Origin of the sequence: Pelagibius marinus (assembly GCF_014925385.1) — a bacterium.
Lineage (GTDB): Bacteria > Pseudomonadota > Alphaproteobacteria > Kiloniellales > Kiloniellaceae > Pelagibius > Pelagibius marinus.
The window spans coordinates 19,306-36,024 of sequence record NZ_JACSDK010000013.1 but is presented as its reverse complement, the minus strand read 5'-3'; the positions used below and the strand labels follow the sequence as shown (position 1 = coordinate 36,024).

Sequence of the window (16,719 nt, the reverse complement as noted above, 5' to 3'; positions counted from 1 at the left end):
AAGTCCGCGGTGCAGTGAAGCACGGGGTCAATGAGTGGGGGATTTCCCCCGCGCCTCGTCAGGAAAAGCGCTGTCGCGCTTAGCCGTTGTCACCGTCCGTCTGCGGGCCACGCATCTGGCCGGGGCCCTCGCCGGGGCCCATACCCCTGTGGCGGCGGAAGTCGTTGCGGTCGATGACGCCGTCCTCGTTGCGGTCCATGCGGCGCACCATCTTGGCGAAGGGCGCCTTGAACTCCTCGGCGGTCACCTTGGCGTCGCCGTCGGCGTCAAGATCCTGGAAGCGGTCGACCATGCGCTCGCGCATGGCGTCGAGCCACAACTGCTCGTACTCCTGCAGGGTCAGGCTCTGGTCGCCGTCGCCGTCGAACTTGCCGAAGCGCTCGGCGCGGGAGGAGTCGATCTCCTCCTGGCTCAGCTTGCCGTCGTCGTTGGCGTCGAAGGCCTCCATCATGCGGAACCCGTGACGCCCGCCGCCGTGGCGGCCGTGCCACCCGCCACCCGAGTGATGGCCGCGCATGTGGTGGCCGCCATAGGCCTGCTGCGTCATCTGGGGCGCAGCGCCGTCGCGGCCCTGCCAGCGGCTGTCGGCCTGGGCCGAGACCACCGCCGTCGCGCCGATGCCGGCCAGAGCCACAAAAGCCACCGCGAGTTTCGTTGTCTTTTTCATTGGGGGATACCTTTCCGTCTGTCTTGCCTGGTCTGGGGAGGACCACTCTGTCTTGAGCTTCTTCCTGAACTACGCGGCCAGGCCGCGGAGCATCCCCGCCGAAAGGATCTTTTCTCAGGCCCGCCAGGGCATTGGGCCCCCAAGCCCCGCGCAGCCTTCGCGATGCCGCCCGGTCCGAAGCGGCAGGCCTAGCGGCGCCAGTCGGCCCGGAGCGGCAAGGCGGCCAGGCTCGGCAAAGTTGCGATTGCACGATCTGGCTGCACGCAGCGGATTCGCGGTAGCATCTCCGTGAAGAGCCGGTCCCACGAGCGTATCGGCCAGCAACCCGTCATCGGATCAAGACATGGCAAAGGAAACGCAGCTCCTGGAGGTGTGCGGCCTGGCGCCGGATTATTCAGAGGCCCTGGTCAGCAGCGGCCTGGTGGACGACGTCGCCGATCCCTCCCGCCTGGAGCCGCGGCCTTACCGCTACGCGGAGGGCGAATACATCTGCCGGCACGGCGATCCGGCCCGCTGCCTCTGGATCATCGTGACCGGTTCAGTCGCCATCAAGGAGCGGGACCGCACCCTCTTCGTGCGGCGGCGCAACGAGGTGATCGGCGAGCAGCACCTGGTCGGCAACGGCTACCAGCGCAGCTACGACGTCGTCGCCAACGAAAGCTGCGTCGAAGTTCTGGTCATCGACAGGGAAAAGATCGAGAACCACCCCGAAGCCGGCGTCCTCTGGAAGAACATCGCCAAGATCATCTCGCTGAAGCTGCGCAATGCCAGCCACAAGACCTCCTCGCTCAGCCGGCAGCTGGCCGACGACACCCGCATCCTCCATGCCTACACCAACGAGTACGCCCTGAGCCGGCGCCTGCGTGCGGGCAGCGACCATCAGATGTCCTACGCCGTCGACCGCGCCATCATCTGGTTCTCCGACATCGTCGACTTCAGCCGGCACACCCTGAACACGGCTCCGGACCGCATCGCCGACATCGTCCAGCGCTTCTTCAACGCCCAGTCGCTGCCGATCCTGGGACGTGGCGGACACATCGACAAGTTCATCGGCGACGGCCTCATGGCCTTCTGGGTGCTGTCGGGCAGCGATGGCAACGCGCGAAGCGACTGCGTGCAGGCCCTGCGCGCCGCCGAGGAGGCCGTCAAGGCAGTCGCCGCCATCAAGATCGGCGCCGCGCCGCTGTCGCTGCGCGTGGGGCTGCACGTCGGCCTGGTGCTGAGCGGCGACTTCGGCTCCACCACCCGGCACCAGTTCACCCTCATCGGCCGGGAGGTGAACAAGGCGGCCAGGCTGGAGCAGCTCCACGCCGAGGATGTCCTGGAGGCCCCGGAGAACCTGGGCGCGATCCGCATCAGCCGCGAGTTCCAGGACGAACTGGGCAGCCTCGACCGCAAGAAATACGGCAAGCGCCTGGTCGCCTGCGCCAAGAACATCGGCGAGATGGAATTCTTCACCAGCTAGAGGCCGGCAATCAGGCGTGCGACCTCCAACGCGAAGACCGCGGCACAGACCAGGCAGCCGCAGAGGCTGATCCAGCGGGGAAAGGTCACCGCCCCGGCCGGCGCGGGCGCGCGCGCCTTGAGACGCCATAGCGCCAGGTTCACCGTGGCGAAGATCACCAGCGTCACCAGGGAAGTGCCCCGCGCCAGGGTCTCCAGGGGCAGCAGCAGGGCGAAGCCGGCCACGGCCGCCGCGACCGCCAGCGTCGCCTTGACGGGCGTGCGCCGGCGGGCATGCACCTGGGCGAAGAAGGGCGGCAGCCAGCCCTGGGCGCTGAGGCCGTAGAGCACCCGCGCGGCCATGATGATCTGGATGAGGGCGCCGTTCAGCACGGCGACGATGGCGATGAGGCTGATCCAGGCGCCGGAGCCGCCGGTGGTGCGCTGGATGAAGAGGGCGAGCGGCGCGTCGCTGACCGCCAGATCGTCGACCGGCACCGCCAGCACCGCCACCAGACCGACGAGGAAGTAGAGCACCGAGGTCAGGGCGAGGGTCAGCAGAATCGCCGCCGGCATGCTGCGCTCGGCGTCCTTCACCTCCTCGGCCACGTTGACCATGTCCTCGAAGCCGATGAAGGCATAGAAGGCCACGACGCCGGCGGAGAGCAGGCCGAGCCAGACGCCGCCTTCCAGGGAGGGAACGATCTCCGTCCAGCGCTGGGGCAGGGTCGCCAGGGCGTCGTGTCCGCTCCAGACGACGAAGATCAGCCCGCCTGCCTCCAGCAGCGTGACCGCCGCGGCCAGCAGCGCCGATTCGGTGATGCCCCAGGCCGCCACCGCCGCGAGGGCGGCGACGATGAGCAGGATGCCGAGCCAGGCCGGCAGCGCGGCCAGTTCCTGGAAATAGCCGACGAAACCGCGCGCCAGGGTGGCGCAGGACACGATGCCGGCCAGGATCACCAGCAGGCCGACCGCAAGCGCCAGCCAGCGCAGGCCGAAGCTTTCATGAACGTAGACCGCTTCGCCGGCGCTGCGCGGCAGGCGCGAGGACAGCTCGGCGAAGGAGAAGGCGGAAAAGGCGACCAGGGCCGCCGACAGCAGGAAGGCGAAGGGCGCGTGCAGCCCGGCATTGCCGACCACCTTGCCGACCAGGGCGTAGATCCCGGCGCCGATGGTGGTGCCCAGGCCATAGAGCACCAGCAACGGCAGATTGAGGCCACGCTTAAGGGATGGGCCGGGTTTCAGCGATGGTTCACCGCCCATGCGCTGCGCGGCCCCCGGCTATTCGGCCGGTCTGGGCAGGGTGCAGCCGAGGTTGCGCAGGCGGCCGTCGCTGAGCCCGTAGACCAGGCCGTGCACCAGCAGGGGCTGGCCGCGCTTCCAGGCGTCCTGGACAATGGGGGTTTCCGCCACCCGCTGCACCTGCGCCATGACGTTCAGCTCGCACAGCCGGTCGAGGCGGGCGCGCTCGTCGGCGAGGTTCTCCAGTTCCCCGGCCTGGTGGGCGGCGATGTCGCGGATCGGCTGCAGCCAGTGGTCGATGATGCCGTGGCGCTCCCCGTCCACGGCGGCGGCGATGCCGCCGCAGCCGTAGTGGCCGGTGACAATGATCTCCTGAACCTTCAGTGCCTCGACGGCGAACTGCAGCACCGAGAGGCAGTTCAGGTCGCCCGGGTTCACCAGGTTGGCGACGTTGCGGTGGACGAAGACCTCGCCCGGCTCCAGGCCGGCGATGACGTTGGCGGGCACGCGGCTGTCGGAACAGCCGATCCAGAAGTAGTGCGGCCTCTGGATTTCCGACAAACGCTTGAAATAGTTTGGATTCTCGGCAATGTGCCGGGCCGCCCACTCGGCGTTGCGCTGTAGCAGTTCCTTCAACGAATTCCCCTCGCCCCCAGTTGGCATATCCGGCAAAGCCCGCCGGTTCCCTTGGGAATTCGGCCGACTCGAACGGAAATCAAGCTTTCGGGAGCACATTAGCCTTTGCGTCCCGGGTGATCCAGCGGGCGCAGGAGGCCCGTCGGGAAGCTCGGGCCGGCTGAAGACCGTGTGGGGTTAAGTCATAGGCTCGGGGGCCAGGCTCTCCAGCGGCCACTGCACTGAGACGCTGGTGCCCTCGCCGGGCGTGCTGTCCACCGAGAGGACGCCACCCAGCAGGTCGACAAGCTTCGTACAGATGTAGAAGCCGAGTCCGGTTCCCCTTTCGCCGCGCAGCGCCGTGGCGCTTCCGTCGGACAGGAAAGGCTCGCCGATCTTGGCCACGAGTTCCGCCGGCATGCCGACGCCGTTGTCTGTCACTGAAAATTGCACGTACTTGCCCTCCGACAGGCCCCACCGCAGATCGATAGAGCCTCCGTCGTCGGTGTGCTTGCAGGCATTCGAGACAAGATTGTTCATGATCTGAATCAGCGCGCGCCGGTCGGAGACGATGGTCGGCATGCCCTCGGGTGGCGCCGTGACGCTGATCTGCAGGTCCTTGTCCCGGGAGATCGGGGTGAAGGTCGCCAGTACTTCTTCCGTCAGCTCGATCGGATCGAAACGCTCGGGCTTCAAGTTGTACTTGCCGCTGTCGAGCTTCGCGGTATCGAGGATGTCGTCGACGATGGACAGCAGCAGCCGGCCGCCTTTGTGGATGTTCTCCAGGTAGCCCCGGTAAGTCTCGTTCTCGAAGGGACCGCTGACTTCACCGAGCACCATCTCCGAAAAACCGAGGATCGCGTTCAGCGGCGTTCTCAGATCGTGGCTGATGTTGGCCAGGAACTCCGACTTGCTCCGCGCCGCGGCTTCGGCCTGCTCCATGGCGTTGCGGAACACCTCTTCCTTGTGCTTGATCTCGGTGATATCGACCTGGACGCTGACGAAGCCGCCACCGCTCATGCGCCGGTCGGTGGTCTTCAGCCAGCGGCCGTCTTTGAGCTGGACGATAAAGGACCCTTCCAGGCTGCGGCGGTATTCGGCCTTGCGTTCCAGGTAGGCATCGCCATCGCCATACTCGTCGCCAACGACCACGTGGCCGCGCGCGACGTCGATCTTCCCCAGCTCGGCAAAATGGACCCCCGGCCGCGCTTCCTCTTCGCTGTAACCGTAGAGTTCCCGGAAGTTGTGGTTGCAGGTGACGAGCCGCCCCTCCGCGTCGTAGATCACGATCGCTTCGGAGACCGCCTCCAGCGCTTCGGCGAAAATCGCGCCGTCGCCGGCCGCGTCGAGTTGCTTGCGCAGGGCACGACATTCGGCGCGCAAGTCATTCAACCTGCGGTCCTCGGCTTCGTCGCAGGCTGGGCGACGACCATCGACGTCTGCCTGAACAGTCGCGCCTGATTCTCCAGGCGAAGTGGAAAACTCCATGCGGCGAGCCGCTACCCTCTTTTCTGCTTCCGTCGACAGCCGGTCGCCGCCAATTTCGGAATATTTCACACGTAGTAGATGCAGATAAGCGGTGAAGGAACAGTTAAGCCGACAGCCGCCAATTGGGCCGCGAAAGCGCCTTCGGCGGCAGCCATATGTGTGCCTTCAGAAGCGGCCGAGCAGCGTTTTCGCCCGGTAAGGCGCGCCGCCCGAAAGGTACGATCCGTTTCAGCATGCTGACTTCGCGATACCCCTCGGTTCGTTCGACAGCACCCTGTGGTTGAAGGGTCGCTTGCGGCGACCATCACCAACGATGCTTTGAATCGAGGAAAGACACAGATAGCGGCGGGTGAAAGGTACCGGTAAGAGTTGAGAATCGACCGAAACGCGGTGGCAAGTTCAACTCCACCACCGGAGACTCATCTTATCGGGCAAGAATACGGGTATAGTTCCGGAATGAAATCCGTTCGGCCGCCATTGGGGCCGAGTTTGGAGATGATCGAGATATTGCAGGTTAGGTTTCCGCTATCGACAGAAAAAGGAGAGCGCGATGTTCTTGCGAAAAGCCATTCTCGCTTCCCTGGTCGCGCTGGTCTCCGCAGGATTTCCCCTTGGCGCACAGGTAAAGGCGCAGGAGTTCCAGCTTTTTCGGATCGGAACCGGTGGGATCGGCGGCACCTACTACCCGATCGGCGGGCTGATCGCGCAGTCGATCAGCAACCCGCCGGAGGCGCGTCCCTGTGATCAGGGTGGCAGTTGCGGCGTTCCGGGGCTGGTCGCCGTTGCTCAGTCGGCCAATGGTTCAGTCGCCAACATCGACGCCATCGCGAGAGGAAGCCTCGAATCCGGTTTTGCGCAGTCCGATATCGCCTTTTGGGCTTACACGGGGACCGGTATCTACGGCGATCAGGACCCGGTGACATCGCTTCGTGTCATTGCCAATCTCTATCTGGAGAGCATTCACCTGGTGGCCCGCAAGGGTGCCGGAATCGCCTCGGTCGAGGATTTGAAGGGCAAGCGGGTGTCCCTGGACGAGCCGGGTTCGGGAACATTGGTCGATGCCCGCCTCATCCTCGAGGCCTACGGCCTATCCGAATCGGATTTAGTGCCACGATACCTAAAGCCAAGTCCGGCCGCTGCCTTGATCGGGTCCGGCGAACTCGATGCCTTCTTTATCGTCGCCGGCTACCCAACAACATCGGTCGTCGCGCTCGCGTCCGATGTCGGGGTGGACCTGATTCCGATATCGGGATCGGAAAGGGATGCCCTGATCGCGCAATACAGCTTCCTTGCAAAAGACGTTATTCCCAAGAGCACCTACCCGGGAATCGACGAAATCGAAACCGTCTCGGTCGGCGCCCAGTGGCTGGTCGGCGCCGGCGTTTCCGCCGACCTTGTCTATGAAATTACCAAGGCGCTATGGAATGACGCTTCCCGCAAGCTGTTCGAAACCGGGCACCCGAAAGCCAAGGCCATAACCTTGGAGACCGCATTGCAGGGCATCAGCATTCCGTTGCACAGGGGCGCAGAGCGCTACTATCGCGAAGTGGGGATGATAAAATAGACCGACTCATGTGACCCAGGGACAAGAGCAACCCGCAGCTGCCGGCCCAAGGCCGCTGCGAGTTCGCAAACCTGAAGGTCGCAGGTGAAGCCCCCAAGCTGGGCGACGCTTCGTTGTCCGAGTAGCGGTCAAGCGCGCAAGGCGGACTCCGGTCCGATGGCAGCGTTTGGATCTTTTGAGAGATCACATGAAGATTGGGTTTTTGCCGGGCTTTAAGTTTCCCAACCTCGCAGTCTGGGTGGTCGCCATGGCGATTCTCCTCACCGTCCCGGTTGCCTATTTCGTGCATTCCTCCATTGAGCAGATTCGCTCTGACATTCCTTTGACATTGTCTCAGCAGGAGCGGGACATCGTGCTCCTTCTGCATGACCTGGGAGACCTGGCCCAGGCGGTTCAGCTTGCCCGTGCAGACCCCGGGAGCGAACGGAATGAGGCGGTTCTCCAATCCGTCGATGCTGCCCAAGCGAAGCTGTCGGAAATCCGCAGCACGTACAACTTCGACAACATGATCGGCGCCTCGGCCGTCTACGCTGTGGTCAATCCTGCGCTGTTTGATATCAGGTTGTGGCTTACAGAGGGGCTCTATGGCTTCACTCCAGGGTCAGATCAAGTCTTGAGCCTGGTCGAGAGCCGCGCAGCCGGTGCCTTCAAGGATGCCAATCGTCTGCTGCAGGACGCGGGGCAGCATTCGAACGCCATGCTGCGCCGGCAGGCTGATCGAATCGAAAGGCTTCGAAACGGCCTGCTTTCAGTCCTCCTGGCCTTGGCAGTGCTTGGCCTGCTTCTCATCATCTACACCTACCGTCGGCACAAGGCGGAATTGGCCCTTGTCGAAAGCGAAGCGCGCTTTCAGCAATTTGCCATGATCGGATCGGATCACTTCTGGGAGACGGGTCCGGACCACAGATTCACATATATTTCGGACACCGCCAAGACAGCGACGCATGATCGTGGAACGCGGATTGGCGGCCTTCGCTGGGATTTCTCGGCCGACCTGAAGTCAGCCCCCGAGAAGTGGCAGCGCCATAAAGCCATGCTGGAAAGGCATGAACCTTTTCGGAACTTCGTCTACAAGCTTCATGATCAAGATGGACGGCTCTACTATTGCTCGATCAACGGAGACCCCCTGTGTGACGAGGACGGCAAGTTCGTGGGTTATCGGGGTACCGCGACCGATGTCACCGCCCGCAGCCTGGCCGAAGCACGGGTCCGCGAGCTGTCCGCCGCCGTTGAACAGGGGCCGGCCGGTATCGCCATAGCCGATCCTACGGGCCGCCTGATTTACTGCAACGAAGTGTTCCTGCAGATCATCGGTTTCGACCGGGAGGCCGGGGAGCGCGCCTATGCTGATCTGACGATGACGGACATCCTGCCGAAGGACGTCTGGCAGAGGCTGATCGACTCGATTCAAACCGGCGGTGTCGGCCGGGAGGAGGTCTTGGCGGATCGCTTTTCCGCTGGATCGTACTGGGGGTTGATTTCGGTCGCCAGCATCAGGTCTGTCGACGAGGCAGCCGGGAATCTGGTCGTCGCCATGCAGGATATTTCCCGAGAAAAAGCCGAACAGCAGGAGCGTGAGGCACTCGAGCGGCGCCTGCAGCAAACTGGAAAGATGGAGGCAGTCGGTCGTTTGGCCGGCGGCATCGCCCACGACTTCAACAATCTGCTCGGAGCCGCCATGGGCTTTTCGCAGTTCCTGGTCGATGATCTGCCCGAGGGCTCTGAACAGCAGAAGTATGCCGAGCGCATTATCAGGGTCAGCGAGAGAGGCAGGGACCTTGTCGAGCAGTTGCTGGCCTTTGCCGGCGCCCGCGATACTGAACGACGGGTCCTCGATCTGGCCGCGGTGGTAGAGAGTTGCCGCGATCTGCTGGATACCTCTCTGCCCTCCTCCTCCTCCCTTGTGGTCGAGATTGGCGACCGGCCACTTCCTGTTCTCTGCAACGCGGGACAGATTGATCAGATATTGCTCAACCTCTGCCTCAACGCCAGGGACGCCCTGGGCAGCACGCCCGGGACGATCGCCATCAAGCTGTCGCAGATCCGCGTGACCCGAAAGGCCGGCCGGCGCGTAGAGCTAAGCGGAACGGGCAAGCTTGAGCAGGGTCGCGACTACGCCTTGCTCTCTGTCTCCGACACGGGGGGCGGTATGGATGACCAAACGCGGGCAAGAATCTTTGAACCATTCTATACGACAAAGACACTCGGGCGCGGCACCGGCCTTGGCCTTGCGGTGGTCCACGGCATCGTCGGCTCGTACGGAGGCGCTATCTGCGTCGAAAGTGAGCTCGGAGAGGGCACCACCTTCGAAATCTACCTGCCTCTTGAGAAGGCTTTACCCGAGGCGCGGACGCAAGAAGCTGTTGCGGAGAGAAGCTTGTTCGGCAACGAACGCGTTCTTGTTGTCGATGACGATCCGGATCTGGCCCAAGTGCTGACGACCGGATTGCGGCGCTGCGGCTATGAAGTGATGTGTTTTACCAGTCCGCATGAAGCGTTTCGCACGGTCAGAGAAACGCCCGAGTCGTGGGATTTTGTGGTATCCGACCAGGTAATGCCGGGAATGACCGGGCTCGCGCTGATTTCGAAGCTCAAAGAACTTCGGCCGGAACTGCGGGCAATCCTCTACACCGGGTTCGACGCGGAGATCACCGAGAGCATTGCACGCCGGCAAGGAGCCGATGCCTTGCTTCACAAGCCGGTCAGTCCAAACAAAATCGTGGCGCAGATTCGCGAGATCATCGACAAACAAGGAAAATCCCCATGAGTGGCACGCCCCCGCCCCGCGGGCGGATATAAGCCGCAGCATGCATCGCTGCGCTCTCCGGCGCAGCAGCTCTAGCGACCTTCAGTTGCGCCACACTCGAGGCATTGTTCGATGGTTTCTATCAAGACCGCAGGATCAATGGGCTTTGCAATGCAGGCGAACGCACCAAGAGCCTGCATGCACCTCAAGTAGGTCTGGTTGTAACCACTCAGACCGATAACTACAGCTTCCGGGCTGCAGTCCTTGATTTCAGAGATGAGCTGAATGCCATCAACTTCCGGCATAAAGATATCGCTTAACACTACCGATACGGGATGGGCGCGGATGTACTCGAGGGCTTCATCCGGCCGCAAGAATGCGACGCAGCGAAAACCATGGCGAGCCAGCAAGGCGACCAGGTAAGCGAGGATGTCGCAATCATCATCGATTACAACGATTCTGGCCGGGTGCCGATCTGGTGAGAGACTTCCATCCATGTCGCCAAACTAGCGAAGAATCGTTAATTTTCAAACTGGTCATCAGCACAGCATGCCATCGTCTAGGGTACCTGCAACCGCCTGCATACCTTCGGATAGGTCCTCTATCCCTTCGGATAGTTTTCATATACCCAGGGATAAGAAATCCCTATCATGACTGAACAGTTGAAAGAGCCCTCGCTGGCGGTCCGAGACGGGCTGACACGCTCTGAAAGGCTGCTGTCACCCCTAGAGTGACGGCCGGAGGGGAGGGCACGGTTTTTGGCAAATTCGGAGATCGGCTGAGGTTTGGCCCATGCGCGCCATCATCGCTGATGACCATCCGTTATATCGTGAGGCAGCCGGACTACGTCTGCAGCGGCAGCTGCACGACTTGGAGGTCATCGAGGTCGGCAGGCTCGACGAACTGCTGGCTCTGGCTGGGACTGAAGGCGAGCCGATTGAATTGATCCTGCTTGATCTGCGGATGCCCGGCATGCAGGGCGGTCAGACGATCGAGACAGTTGTAGAGGCGTTTCCGGAGACTGCCGTTGCTCTGGTGTCAGGCGCCGCGGCTTACGAGGATATCAAGTGCGCCATTGATGCCGGGGCAAAGGGCTTCTTGCCGAAGACCCTGCCCTCCAAGCTGTTCGCCGGGGCAATCGCCGTGATTTTGGCTGGTGGAAGCTACTTGCCCGCCGAGACCCTTCAGATGAACGGGAAGGTAAGCGCCAACCCTGCCATTGACGATATCGATGCCGGCGCGATTCCCGATGAGTTGACACCTCGCCAGCTGCAAATTCTTGCCCAACTGGCCTCGGGTGCGACCAATAAGGAGATCGGGCGCGGTCTCGGGATCGCCGAAGTGACGGTAAAGATGCACATCCGCCAGATCCTTCGGAAAATAAACGCGCGCAACCGGGCAGAAGCGGCTTCGATTGCGACGCGCGCAGGGTTGATTTGAACTCGCCGGACCGGGCAGGCACCGCTGTGGACTGCCGGGAGACGCTTCTCGGCTGACCGCCCTTCACCCGAGTTCGCTTTCAGAGAAGCCGTCCGCAAATCTCGATCAGCAAAGGGGAGGAGGCAAGGTGCCGCTGGTGCGGCGCCTCCGGCTCGGCCCGAGGCTCGCGGCCCTTTGGCGAAAGCCGATGGCAGCCCGAAACGTCCCCCGGCCCAGCGCAAGTCTGCAGTGCCGTGTGATCGGAGCGCGCCCGATTGTCCGCTCCCGGCAGCCCGGGGACGCACATCTCACCCACGTGACGTGTTGCAGGAGAGCCTGGAAACGGGCTCGTCTCTGCAGACAGCGGCGGGGATCCGCTCTGCCTGCGCTATCCTTTCCGCCCCAGGCGATCCAGCAGGCGCAGCAGGTCGCGCTGCTCATTGTCGGTGAGGCCCGCCAAGGTCTCGCGGGAAATAGCCGGACCTATTTCGACCAGATCGCGGGCCAGTTCGTGGCCGTCGTGGGTCAGCTGCACCAGGCGGCGGCGGCCGTCGGCGGGGTCGGTGCGCACGGCGACCAGGCCGCGCTGGGCGAGACGCTGCACCACGCCCAGCACCGTGGCCGGGTCCATGGCCACCAGGTCGCCCAGCTTGGTCTGGGCGATCTCGCGCCGTTCCAGCAGGGTGACGAGCACGGAGAACTGCTGCGGCGTCAGGTTGCGCGCGCCGATCTTCGACTGGAAGACCTCGCTGGCGTACTGATGGGCGCGGCGCAGCAGGAAACCGATCTGCCGCTCCAGCCGGTAGCCGCCGGGCGGCTCGGTGGTCACCGCCTCGGGCGGCGGCTTGGATGTGGGCGCGGAGCTCACGCGACCTCCGCCCCAACGACTTCGGCCAGGGTTTCGGCCGGCGGCGTGTTGCGCGAGCGCCCGCATCGCACCACCCCGTCGATGATGACCATGGAGATGCCCGGCAGGTCGCCCAGGCGCACCGAGTCCAGCAGGGTCTTGCCGGCGGTGTGCTGGGCCTTGTCCATGATGACGAAGTCCGCCGCCCGGCCGACCTCGATGAGGCCGCAGTCCAGCTCGCGCATCCGCGCGGTGTTGCCGGTGGCGAAGCAGAACACGGTCTCCGCCGGCACCTCGCCGATGGCGGACAGCAGCGAGATGACGCGCAGGATGCCCAGCGGCTGCACGCCGGAGCCCGCCGGCGAGTCGGTGCCGAGGATGATGCGCTCCGGCTGGCCCAGCTCCATGGCCGTGCGCATGGCGTAGAGCGCCGCCAGCTCGTTGCCGTTGTGGACAATCTCCACCGCGCGGCTGCAGCTCTCGCAGAGGCAGCGGATCTGGGTCAGCGGCAGGGCGGTGTGGCCGCCGTTGATGTGGCCGATGACATCGGCATCTGCTTCCAGCACCACGTCGGCGTCGATGAGGCCGGAACCTGGGATCGAGGGGCCGCCGGTGTGGATGGTGCTCTGGATGCCGTACTTCCGCGCCCAGGCGACCATCTTCTTGGCCTCCTCGCCCTGCTTCACGCCGCCCAGGCCGACCTCGCCCAGCAGCTTCACGCCGGCCTCGGCAAGCTGCTTGAAGTCCTCCTCCTCCATGCCCTTCTCGATGACCGGCGCGCCGGCGTGCACCTTCACCCCGCCGAAGCGCATGTTGGAGAAAGCGCGCTGGGCGGTGATCGCCAGGGCCTTCAGGCCGACGATGTCCTTGGGCCGGCCCGGCAGGTGGACCTCGCCGGCAGAGATCATGGTCGTGACGCCGCCGTTCAGGAAGGAGTCGATCCAGTTGATCTGGCTCTGGCGCGGCGTCCAGTCGCCGAAGACCGGGTGCACGTGGCTGTCGATCAGCCCCGGCGCCACGGTCGTGCCCTTGGCGTCGACGGTCTTGTCGGCGCCGGCCGTGTCGACCTCGACGGCCTTGCCGACCTCGGCGATGCGCCCATCCACGGCGACGATGGTGTCGGCGTCCAGGATCGGCTGCTCCAGGTCGCCGGACAGCATGAGGCCAATATTCTTGATGACAAGCTTCTCGCTCATGGCAGGTCTCCCTTACACCGCCAGATACTGCTGGCGGACCTCGTCGTTCTCTTCCAGCTCTCGCATGGAGCCTTCGTAGCGGATGTGCCCGGTCTCGATGACGTAGGCGCGGTCGCTGACCAGGCCGGCGAAGTAGAGGTTCTGCTCCGACAGCAGCACCGGAATGCCCTGTGCCTTGATCTCCTTCACCACCTTGATGATCTGCTCCACCACCACCGGGGCGAGGCCCTCCGAGGGCTCGTCGAGCAGGATGCAGCCCGGGTTGCCCATCAGGGTGCGGGCGATGGTCAGCATCTGCTGCTCGCCGCCGCTGAGCGTGCCGCCGGGGCGGTGGCGCGCCTCGGCCAGGTTGGGAAAGAGGTCGAACATGTCATCCGCCGTCCAGTTTCGCGTGCCCTCCCGGGCCGGCTGCCGGCCGCAGTCCAGATTCTCCTGCACGCTCAGGCGGGTGAAGATACGCCGCTCCTCCGGCACGTAGCCGAGGCCGCGCCGGGCGATGCGGTTCGCCGGCTCGCCCAGGACCTCCTCACCGTCGTAGGCGATGGAGCCTTCCGTCACGCGCACCATGCCCATGATCGACTTGATGGTGGTCGACTTGCCGGCGCCGTTGCGCCCCAGCAGCACCACGATCTCCCCCTTGGAGAGGGTGAGCGAAACGTCGGTCAGGATGTGCGCCTGGCCGTAGTAGCTGTGAATGCCCCTGATCTCGAGCATGGCCCTCAGTCCTTGGGCTTCTTGTCTTGGCCGTAGACCTGGCCTTCGCCGAGGTAGGTCTTCAGCACCAGGGGGTCGCTCCGGATCTGTTCGGCGTCGCCCTCGGCGATCAGCTCGCCGCGGCTCAGCACGATGATGCGGTCGGCATGGCTGAAGACGATGTCCATGTCGTGCTCGGTGAATAGCACGGCGACGTCCAGCTCGTGCGCCAGGCGCGCGGCGAGACCCATGAGCTCGACGCGCTCGCGCGGCGCCATGCCCGCCGTGGGCTCGTCCATCAGCAGCACCCGCGGCTCGTTGCCCAGGGCCACCGCCAGTTCGACCCGCTTCAGGTCGCCGTAGGCCAGCACGCCGCAGGGCCGGTCCGCCTGCCCCGCCATGCCCACCATGTCGAGCAGCTGCAGCGCCTTGGCGCGGTGACGGTTTACCGCGCTCCTGGTGAAGGAGAAAAGCTCGCGGGCCTGGCTCATGAGCACCATGGCGACGTTCTCGGCCACGGTCATGGAGGGGAAGGTGGCGGTGATCTGGAAGGTGCGCCCGACGCCGCGCCGCCAGATCTGCGCCGGCGAGCGGCCGACCAGCTCCTCCCCGGACAGCTTCACGCTGCCCCGGTCGGGCCGGATCTGGCCGTTCAGCATGTTGAAGCAGGTGCTCTTACCCGCCCCGTTGGGGCCGATGAGGGCCAGCAGCTCGCCCTCGGCGACCTGGAAGTCCACGTCCTTCACCGCTTGCACGCCGCCGAAGGCCTTGCTCAGGCCGCTGACCGACAGCGCCGGCGACCCGGCGGTTCTCGCTTCGGCGAAGCTCATGCGCGCTGCTCCCTTTTCGGTGTGGCCGAGCGCAGGTCGCCGGGCGAGGCTTCCAGCTTCAGGTAGCGCCCGACGTGGTGCCGCGCCGCGCCGCCGAGGCCCTGCGGGAAGAGCAGCACCAGGGCGACGATGACCACGCCCAGCAGCAGGCGCCAGTATTCGAAGGTGATCAGCTCGTCGTGCAGCCAGGTGAAGGCGGCGGCGCCGACCACCGGGCCGGAGAGCGACTCGATGCCGCCCAGCAGCACCATGAGCAGGGCGTCGAAGGAACGCGGGATCGACATTTCGTCCGGAAACACGGAGCCCTTGGAAAAGGCAAAGAGGCCGCCGGCCAGGCCTGCCATGACGCCGGCGAAGACGAAGGCGGCGAGCTGCTGGCGCTTGATGTCGATGCCGATGGCCGCCGCGCGCAGCGAGGAATCGCGGGTCGCGCGCAGGCCGTAGCCGAAGGGCGCGAAGACCACCCGGCGGATCAGGAAGATTCCCGCAGCCGCGACCACGAAGGCGACGTAGTAGTAGGTTGCGGTGCCCGAGGCCCAGGCCGCCGGCCAGATGCCGAGCAGGCCGTCGTCGCCGTTGGTGACATCAGACCACTGGAAGACCACCGACCAGGCGACCTGGGCAAAGGCGAGCGTCAGCATGGCGAAGTAGACGCCCGAGAGGCGCACGCAGAACCAGCCGATCACGAGGGCCAGCAGCCCCGCACCGAAGGGCGCCAGGAGCAAAGCCAGCTCAAAAGGCGTGGCGGCGTAGGTGACCAGCAGGGCCGCCGCGTAGGCGCCGCCGCCGTAGAAGGCGGCGTGACCGAAGGAGACCAGCCCGCCGGTCGACATGAGGAAATGCAGGGAAGTGGCGAAGAGCGCCAGCACCAGGATGTCGGTGACCAGCACCAGGATGAAGTCGTCGACCAGCAGCGGCAGCAGCGCCAGCAGGGCGATGACCACCGCGACGAAGATCTTGTAGTGCGGGCCCGCGGGCAGCACCACCTCGACGGGTCCGGTCTCGGTCTTCTGGCCGATGGTCTCGGGCCGGCCCAGCAGGCCGGTGGGACGCACGATGAGGATCACCGCCATGAGGATGAACATCAGCACCAGGGTGCCGTTCGGCCAGACCAGGATGCCGAAGGTATTGAGCTCGGAAATCAGCACGGCGGCCAGGAAGGCGCCGAAGATGGAGCCCATGCCGCCGACCACGGTGACCACGAAGACTTCCGCCAGGATGCCGAAGTCCATCAGCAGGTTGGCATCGCCCTTGGGCAGCTGGATGGCGCCGCCCAGACCGGCCAGCGCCGAGCCCAGCACGAAGACGCCGGTAAAGAGCAGCGACTGGTTGACGCCCAGGGCGCCGACCATCTCGCGGTCCTCGGTGGCGGCGCGCACCAGCACGCCCCAGCGGGTCCGGTTGAACAGCAGCCAGAGGCCCAGCAGGACAAGCGGTCCGATGGCGATCAGCGCCAGGTCGTAGACCGGCATGGGCACGTCGAAGATGCGCACGATGCCGCTGAGGCCCGGCGCGCGCGGACCCAGAAGGTTCTCCGCCCCCCAGTACCAGAAGACGACGTCTTGGATGACAAGGATGACGCCGAAGGTCGCGATGAGCTGGAACAGCTCCGGTGCCTTGTAGAGCCGCCGGAGAATGATCACCTCGACCAAAAGCCCGACCAGCCCGACCGCGATCGAGGCAATCAGCAGGGCAACCCAGAAGCCCAGCGCCCCGCCACCCAGGTTGCGCACCAGGGAATAACCGAAATAGGCGCCCAGCATATAGAAGGAGCCGTGGGCGAAGTTCACCACGCGGGTGACTCCGAAGATGATCGACAGGCCCGAGGCGGCGAGGAACAGCGCCGAGGCGCTCGCCAGCCCGGAAAGGAACTGCGCCAGGTAGACACCCATCAGGCGGTCTCTGTCATCTGCGGTAAATCCATCAAAAGACGCGGGCGGCCGATGGGGCAGGCGCCGTCCTGGCGCCC

At 64.7% G+C, this 16,719-nt stretch carries 14 protein-coding genes; 4 read left to right on the top strand and 10 right to left on the bottom strand.

Features of this window, described 5'->3' with window-relative positions; translation table 11 throughout:
- Positions 1 to 79: 79 nt before the first annotated feature.
- Positions 80 to 667 carry an EF-hand domain-containing protein gene (locus H7X47_RS14925; RefSeq protein WP_193369513.1) on the bottom strand — a complete coding sequence of 196 codons (588 nt, stop codon included), beginning with the start codon at positions 665 to 667 and terminating at the stop codon, positions 80 to 82.
- A 343-nt stretch (positions 668 to 1,010) separates the two neighbouring features.
- Between H7X47_RS14925 and H7X47_RS14920 the strand changes: the two genes are divergently transcribed.
- On the top strand, positions 1,011 to 2,132 hold the full coding sequence (locus H7X47_RS14920) for a cyclic nucleotide-binding domain-containing protein (protein ID WP_193369512.1): 1,122 nt from the start codon (positions 1,011 to 1,013) through the stop codon (positions 2,130 to 2,132).
- Here H7X47_RS14920 and H7X47_RS14915 read toward each other — a convergent pair.
- The 3 genes from H7X47_RS14915 to H7X47_RS14905 form a co-directional block, all read right to left on the bottom strand.
- The gene (locus tag H7X47_RS14915) at positions 2,129 to 3,373 is read right to left on the bottom strand and encodes an APC family permease (RefSeq protein WP_227010515.1); all 1,245 of its coding nucleotides are present in this window, start codon (positions 3,371 to 3,373) and stop codon (positions 2,129 to 2,131) included. The two genes, H7X47_RS14920 and H7X47_RS14915, sit on opposite strands and share 4 nt — an antisense overlap.
- Before the next feature lie 18 nt (positions 3,374 to 3,391).
- Positions 3,392 to 3,988, bottom strand: coding sequence for a carbonic anhydrase (locus H7X47_RS14910; RefSeq protein WP_322096492.1), 597 nt, complete (start codon positions 3,986 to 3,988; stop codon positions 3,392 to 3,394).
- 177 nt (positions 3,989 to 4,165) lie between these two features.
- Positions 4,166 to 5,359 (bottom strand): PAS domain-containing sensor histidine kinase, encoded by a 1,194-nt coding sequence (locus H7X47_RS14905; protein ID WP_193369511.1) that lies wholly within the window; start codon positions 5,357 to 5,359, stop codon positions 4,166 to 4,168.
- A 646-nt stretch (positions 5,360 to 6,005) separates the two neighbouring features.
- Between H7X47_RS14905 and H7X47_RS14900 the strand changes: the two genes are divergently transcribed.
- Together H7X47_RS14900 and H7X47_RS14895 are read left to right on the top strand one after the other, a co-directional pair.
- Entirely contained in the window at positions 6,006 to 7,019 is a 1,014-nt protein-coding gene (locus tag H7X47_RS14900) for a TAXI family TRAP transporter solute-binding subunit (RefSeq protein WP_193369510.1), read from the top strand.
- 187 nt (positions 7,020 to 7,206) lie between these two features.
- Entirely contained in the window at positions 7,207 to 9,786 is a 2,580-nt protein-coding gene (locus H7X47_RS14895) for a PAS domain-containing hybrid sensor histidine kinase/response regulator (protein ID WP_193369509.1), read from the top strand.
- A gap of 71 nt (positions 9,787 to 9,857) precedes the next feature.
- Here H7X47_RS14895 and H7X47_RS14890 read toward each other — a convergent pair whose 3' ends face one another.
- A complete protein-coding gene (locus tag H7X47_RS14890) occupies positions 9,858 to 10,262 on the bottom strand; it encodes a response regulator (RefSeq protein WP_193369508.1) in 405 nt (134 codons plus the stop codon).
- Between the two features lie 295 nt (positions 10,263 to 10,557).
- Here H7X47_RS14890 and H7X47_RS14885 point away from each other — a divergent pair, with 295 nt between their 5' ends.
- A complete protein-coding gene (locus H7X47_RS14885; protein ID WP_193369507.1) occupies positions 10,558 to 11,205 on the top strand; it encodes a LuxR C-terminal-related transcriptional regulator in 648 nt (215 codons plus the stop codon).
- Positions 11,206 to 11,572: 367 nt separating this feature from the next.
- Here the strand turns inward: H7X47_RS14885 and H7X47_RS14880 are convergent, their stop codons facing one another.
- From H7X47_RS14880 to H7X47_RS14860, 5 genes are read right to left on the bottom strand one after another with little or no spacing between them, the layout of a single operon-like run.
- Complete coding sequence (locus tag H7X47_RS14880) at positions 11,573 to 12,052, bottom strand: MarR family winged helix-turn-helix transcriptional regulator (protein ID WP_193369506.1); 480 nt, start codon at positions 12,050 to 12,052, stop codon at positions 11,573 to 11,575.
- Complete coding sequence (locus H7X47_RS14875; protein ID WP_193369505.1) at positions 12,049 to 13,227, bottom strand: amidohydrolase family protein; 1,179 nt, start codon at positions 13,225 to 13,227, stop codon at positions 12,049 to 12,051. Before H7X47_RS14875 ends, H7X47_RS14880 begins: the two co-directional genes overlap by 4 nt.
- 12 nt (positions 13,228 to 13,239) lie before the next feature.
- Positions 13,240 to 13,941, bottom strand: coding sequence for an ABC transporter ATP-binding protein (locus H7X47_RS14870; protein WP_193369504.1), 702 nt, complete (start codon positions 13,939 to 13,941; stop codon positions 13,240 to 13,242).
- 5 nt (positions 13,942 to 13,946) lie between these two features.
- The gene (locus H7X47_RS14865; RefSeq protein WP_193369503.1) at positions 13,947 to 14,750 is read right to left on the bottom strand and encodes an ABC transporter ATP-binding protein; all 804 of its coding nucleotides are present in this window, start codon (positions 14,748 to 14,750) and stop codon (positions 13,947 to 13,949) included.
- Complete coding sequence (locus H7X47_RS14860) at positions 14,747 to 16,642, bottom strand: ABC transporter permease (protein ID WP_193369502.1); 1,896 nt, start codon at positions 16,640 to 16,642, stop codon at positions 14,747 to 14,749. The genes H7X47_RS14865 and H7X47_RS14860 overlap by 4 nt, the downstream gene beginning before the upstream one ends.
- Between the last annotated feature and the right edge of the window lie 77 nt (positions 16,643 to 16,719).

What these genes read in the sequence shown, in the direction of transcription:
- H7X47_RS14865 (WP_193369503.1), bottom strand. Translation starts at nt 14,750, where the DNA reads ATGAGCTTCGCCGAAGCGAGAACCGCCGGGTCGCCGGCGCTGTCGGTC.
- H7X47_RS14890 (WP_193369508.1), bottom strand. Translation starts at nt 10,262, where the DNA reads ATGGATGGAAGTCTCTCACCAGATCGGCACCCGGCCAGAATCGTTGTA.
- H7X47_RS14920 (WP_193369512.1), top strand. Translation starts at nt 1,011, where the DNA reads ATGGCAAAGGAAACGCAGCTCCTGGAGGTGTGCGGCCTGGCGCCGGAT.
- H7X47_RS14885 (WP_193369507.1), top strand. Translation starts at nt 10,558, where the DNA reads ATGCGCGCCATCATCGCTGATGACCATCCGTTATATCGTGAGGCAGCC.
- H7X47_RS14900 (WP_193369510.1), top strand. Translation starts at nt 6,006, where the DNA reads ATGTTCTTGCGAAAAGCCATTCTCGCTTCCCTGGTCGCGCTGGTCTCC.
- H7X47_RS14895 (WP_193369509.1), top strand. Translation starts at nt 7,207, where the DNA reads ATGAAGATTGGGTTTTTGCCGGGCTTTAAGTTTCCCAACCTCGCAGTC.
- H7X47_RS14860 (WP_193369502.1), bottom strand. Translation starts at nt 16,642, where the DNA reads ATGGGTGTCTACCTGGCGCAGTTCCTTTCCGGGCTGGCGAGCGCCTCG.
- H7X47_RS14875 (WP_193369505.1), bottom strand. Translation starts at nt 13,227, where the DNA reads ATGAGCGAGAAGCTTGTCATCAAGAATATTGGCCTCATGCTGTCCGGC.
- H7X47_RS14870 (WP_193369504.1), bottom strand. Translation starts at nt 13,941, where the DNA reads ATGCTCGAGATCAGGGGCATTCACAGCTACTACGGCCAGGCGCACATC.
- H7X47_RS14915 (WP_227010515.1), bottom strand. Translation starts at nt 3,373, where the DNA reads ATGGGCGGTGAACCATCGCTGAAACCCGGCCCATCCCTTAAGCGTGGC.
- H7X47_RS14925 (WP_193369513.1), bottom strand. Translation starts at nt 667, where the DNA reads ATGAAAAAGACAACGAAACTCGCGGTGGCTTTTGTGGCTCTGGCCGGC.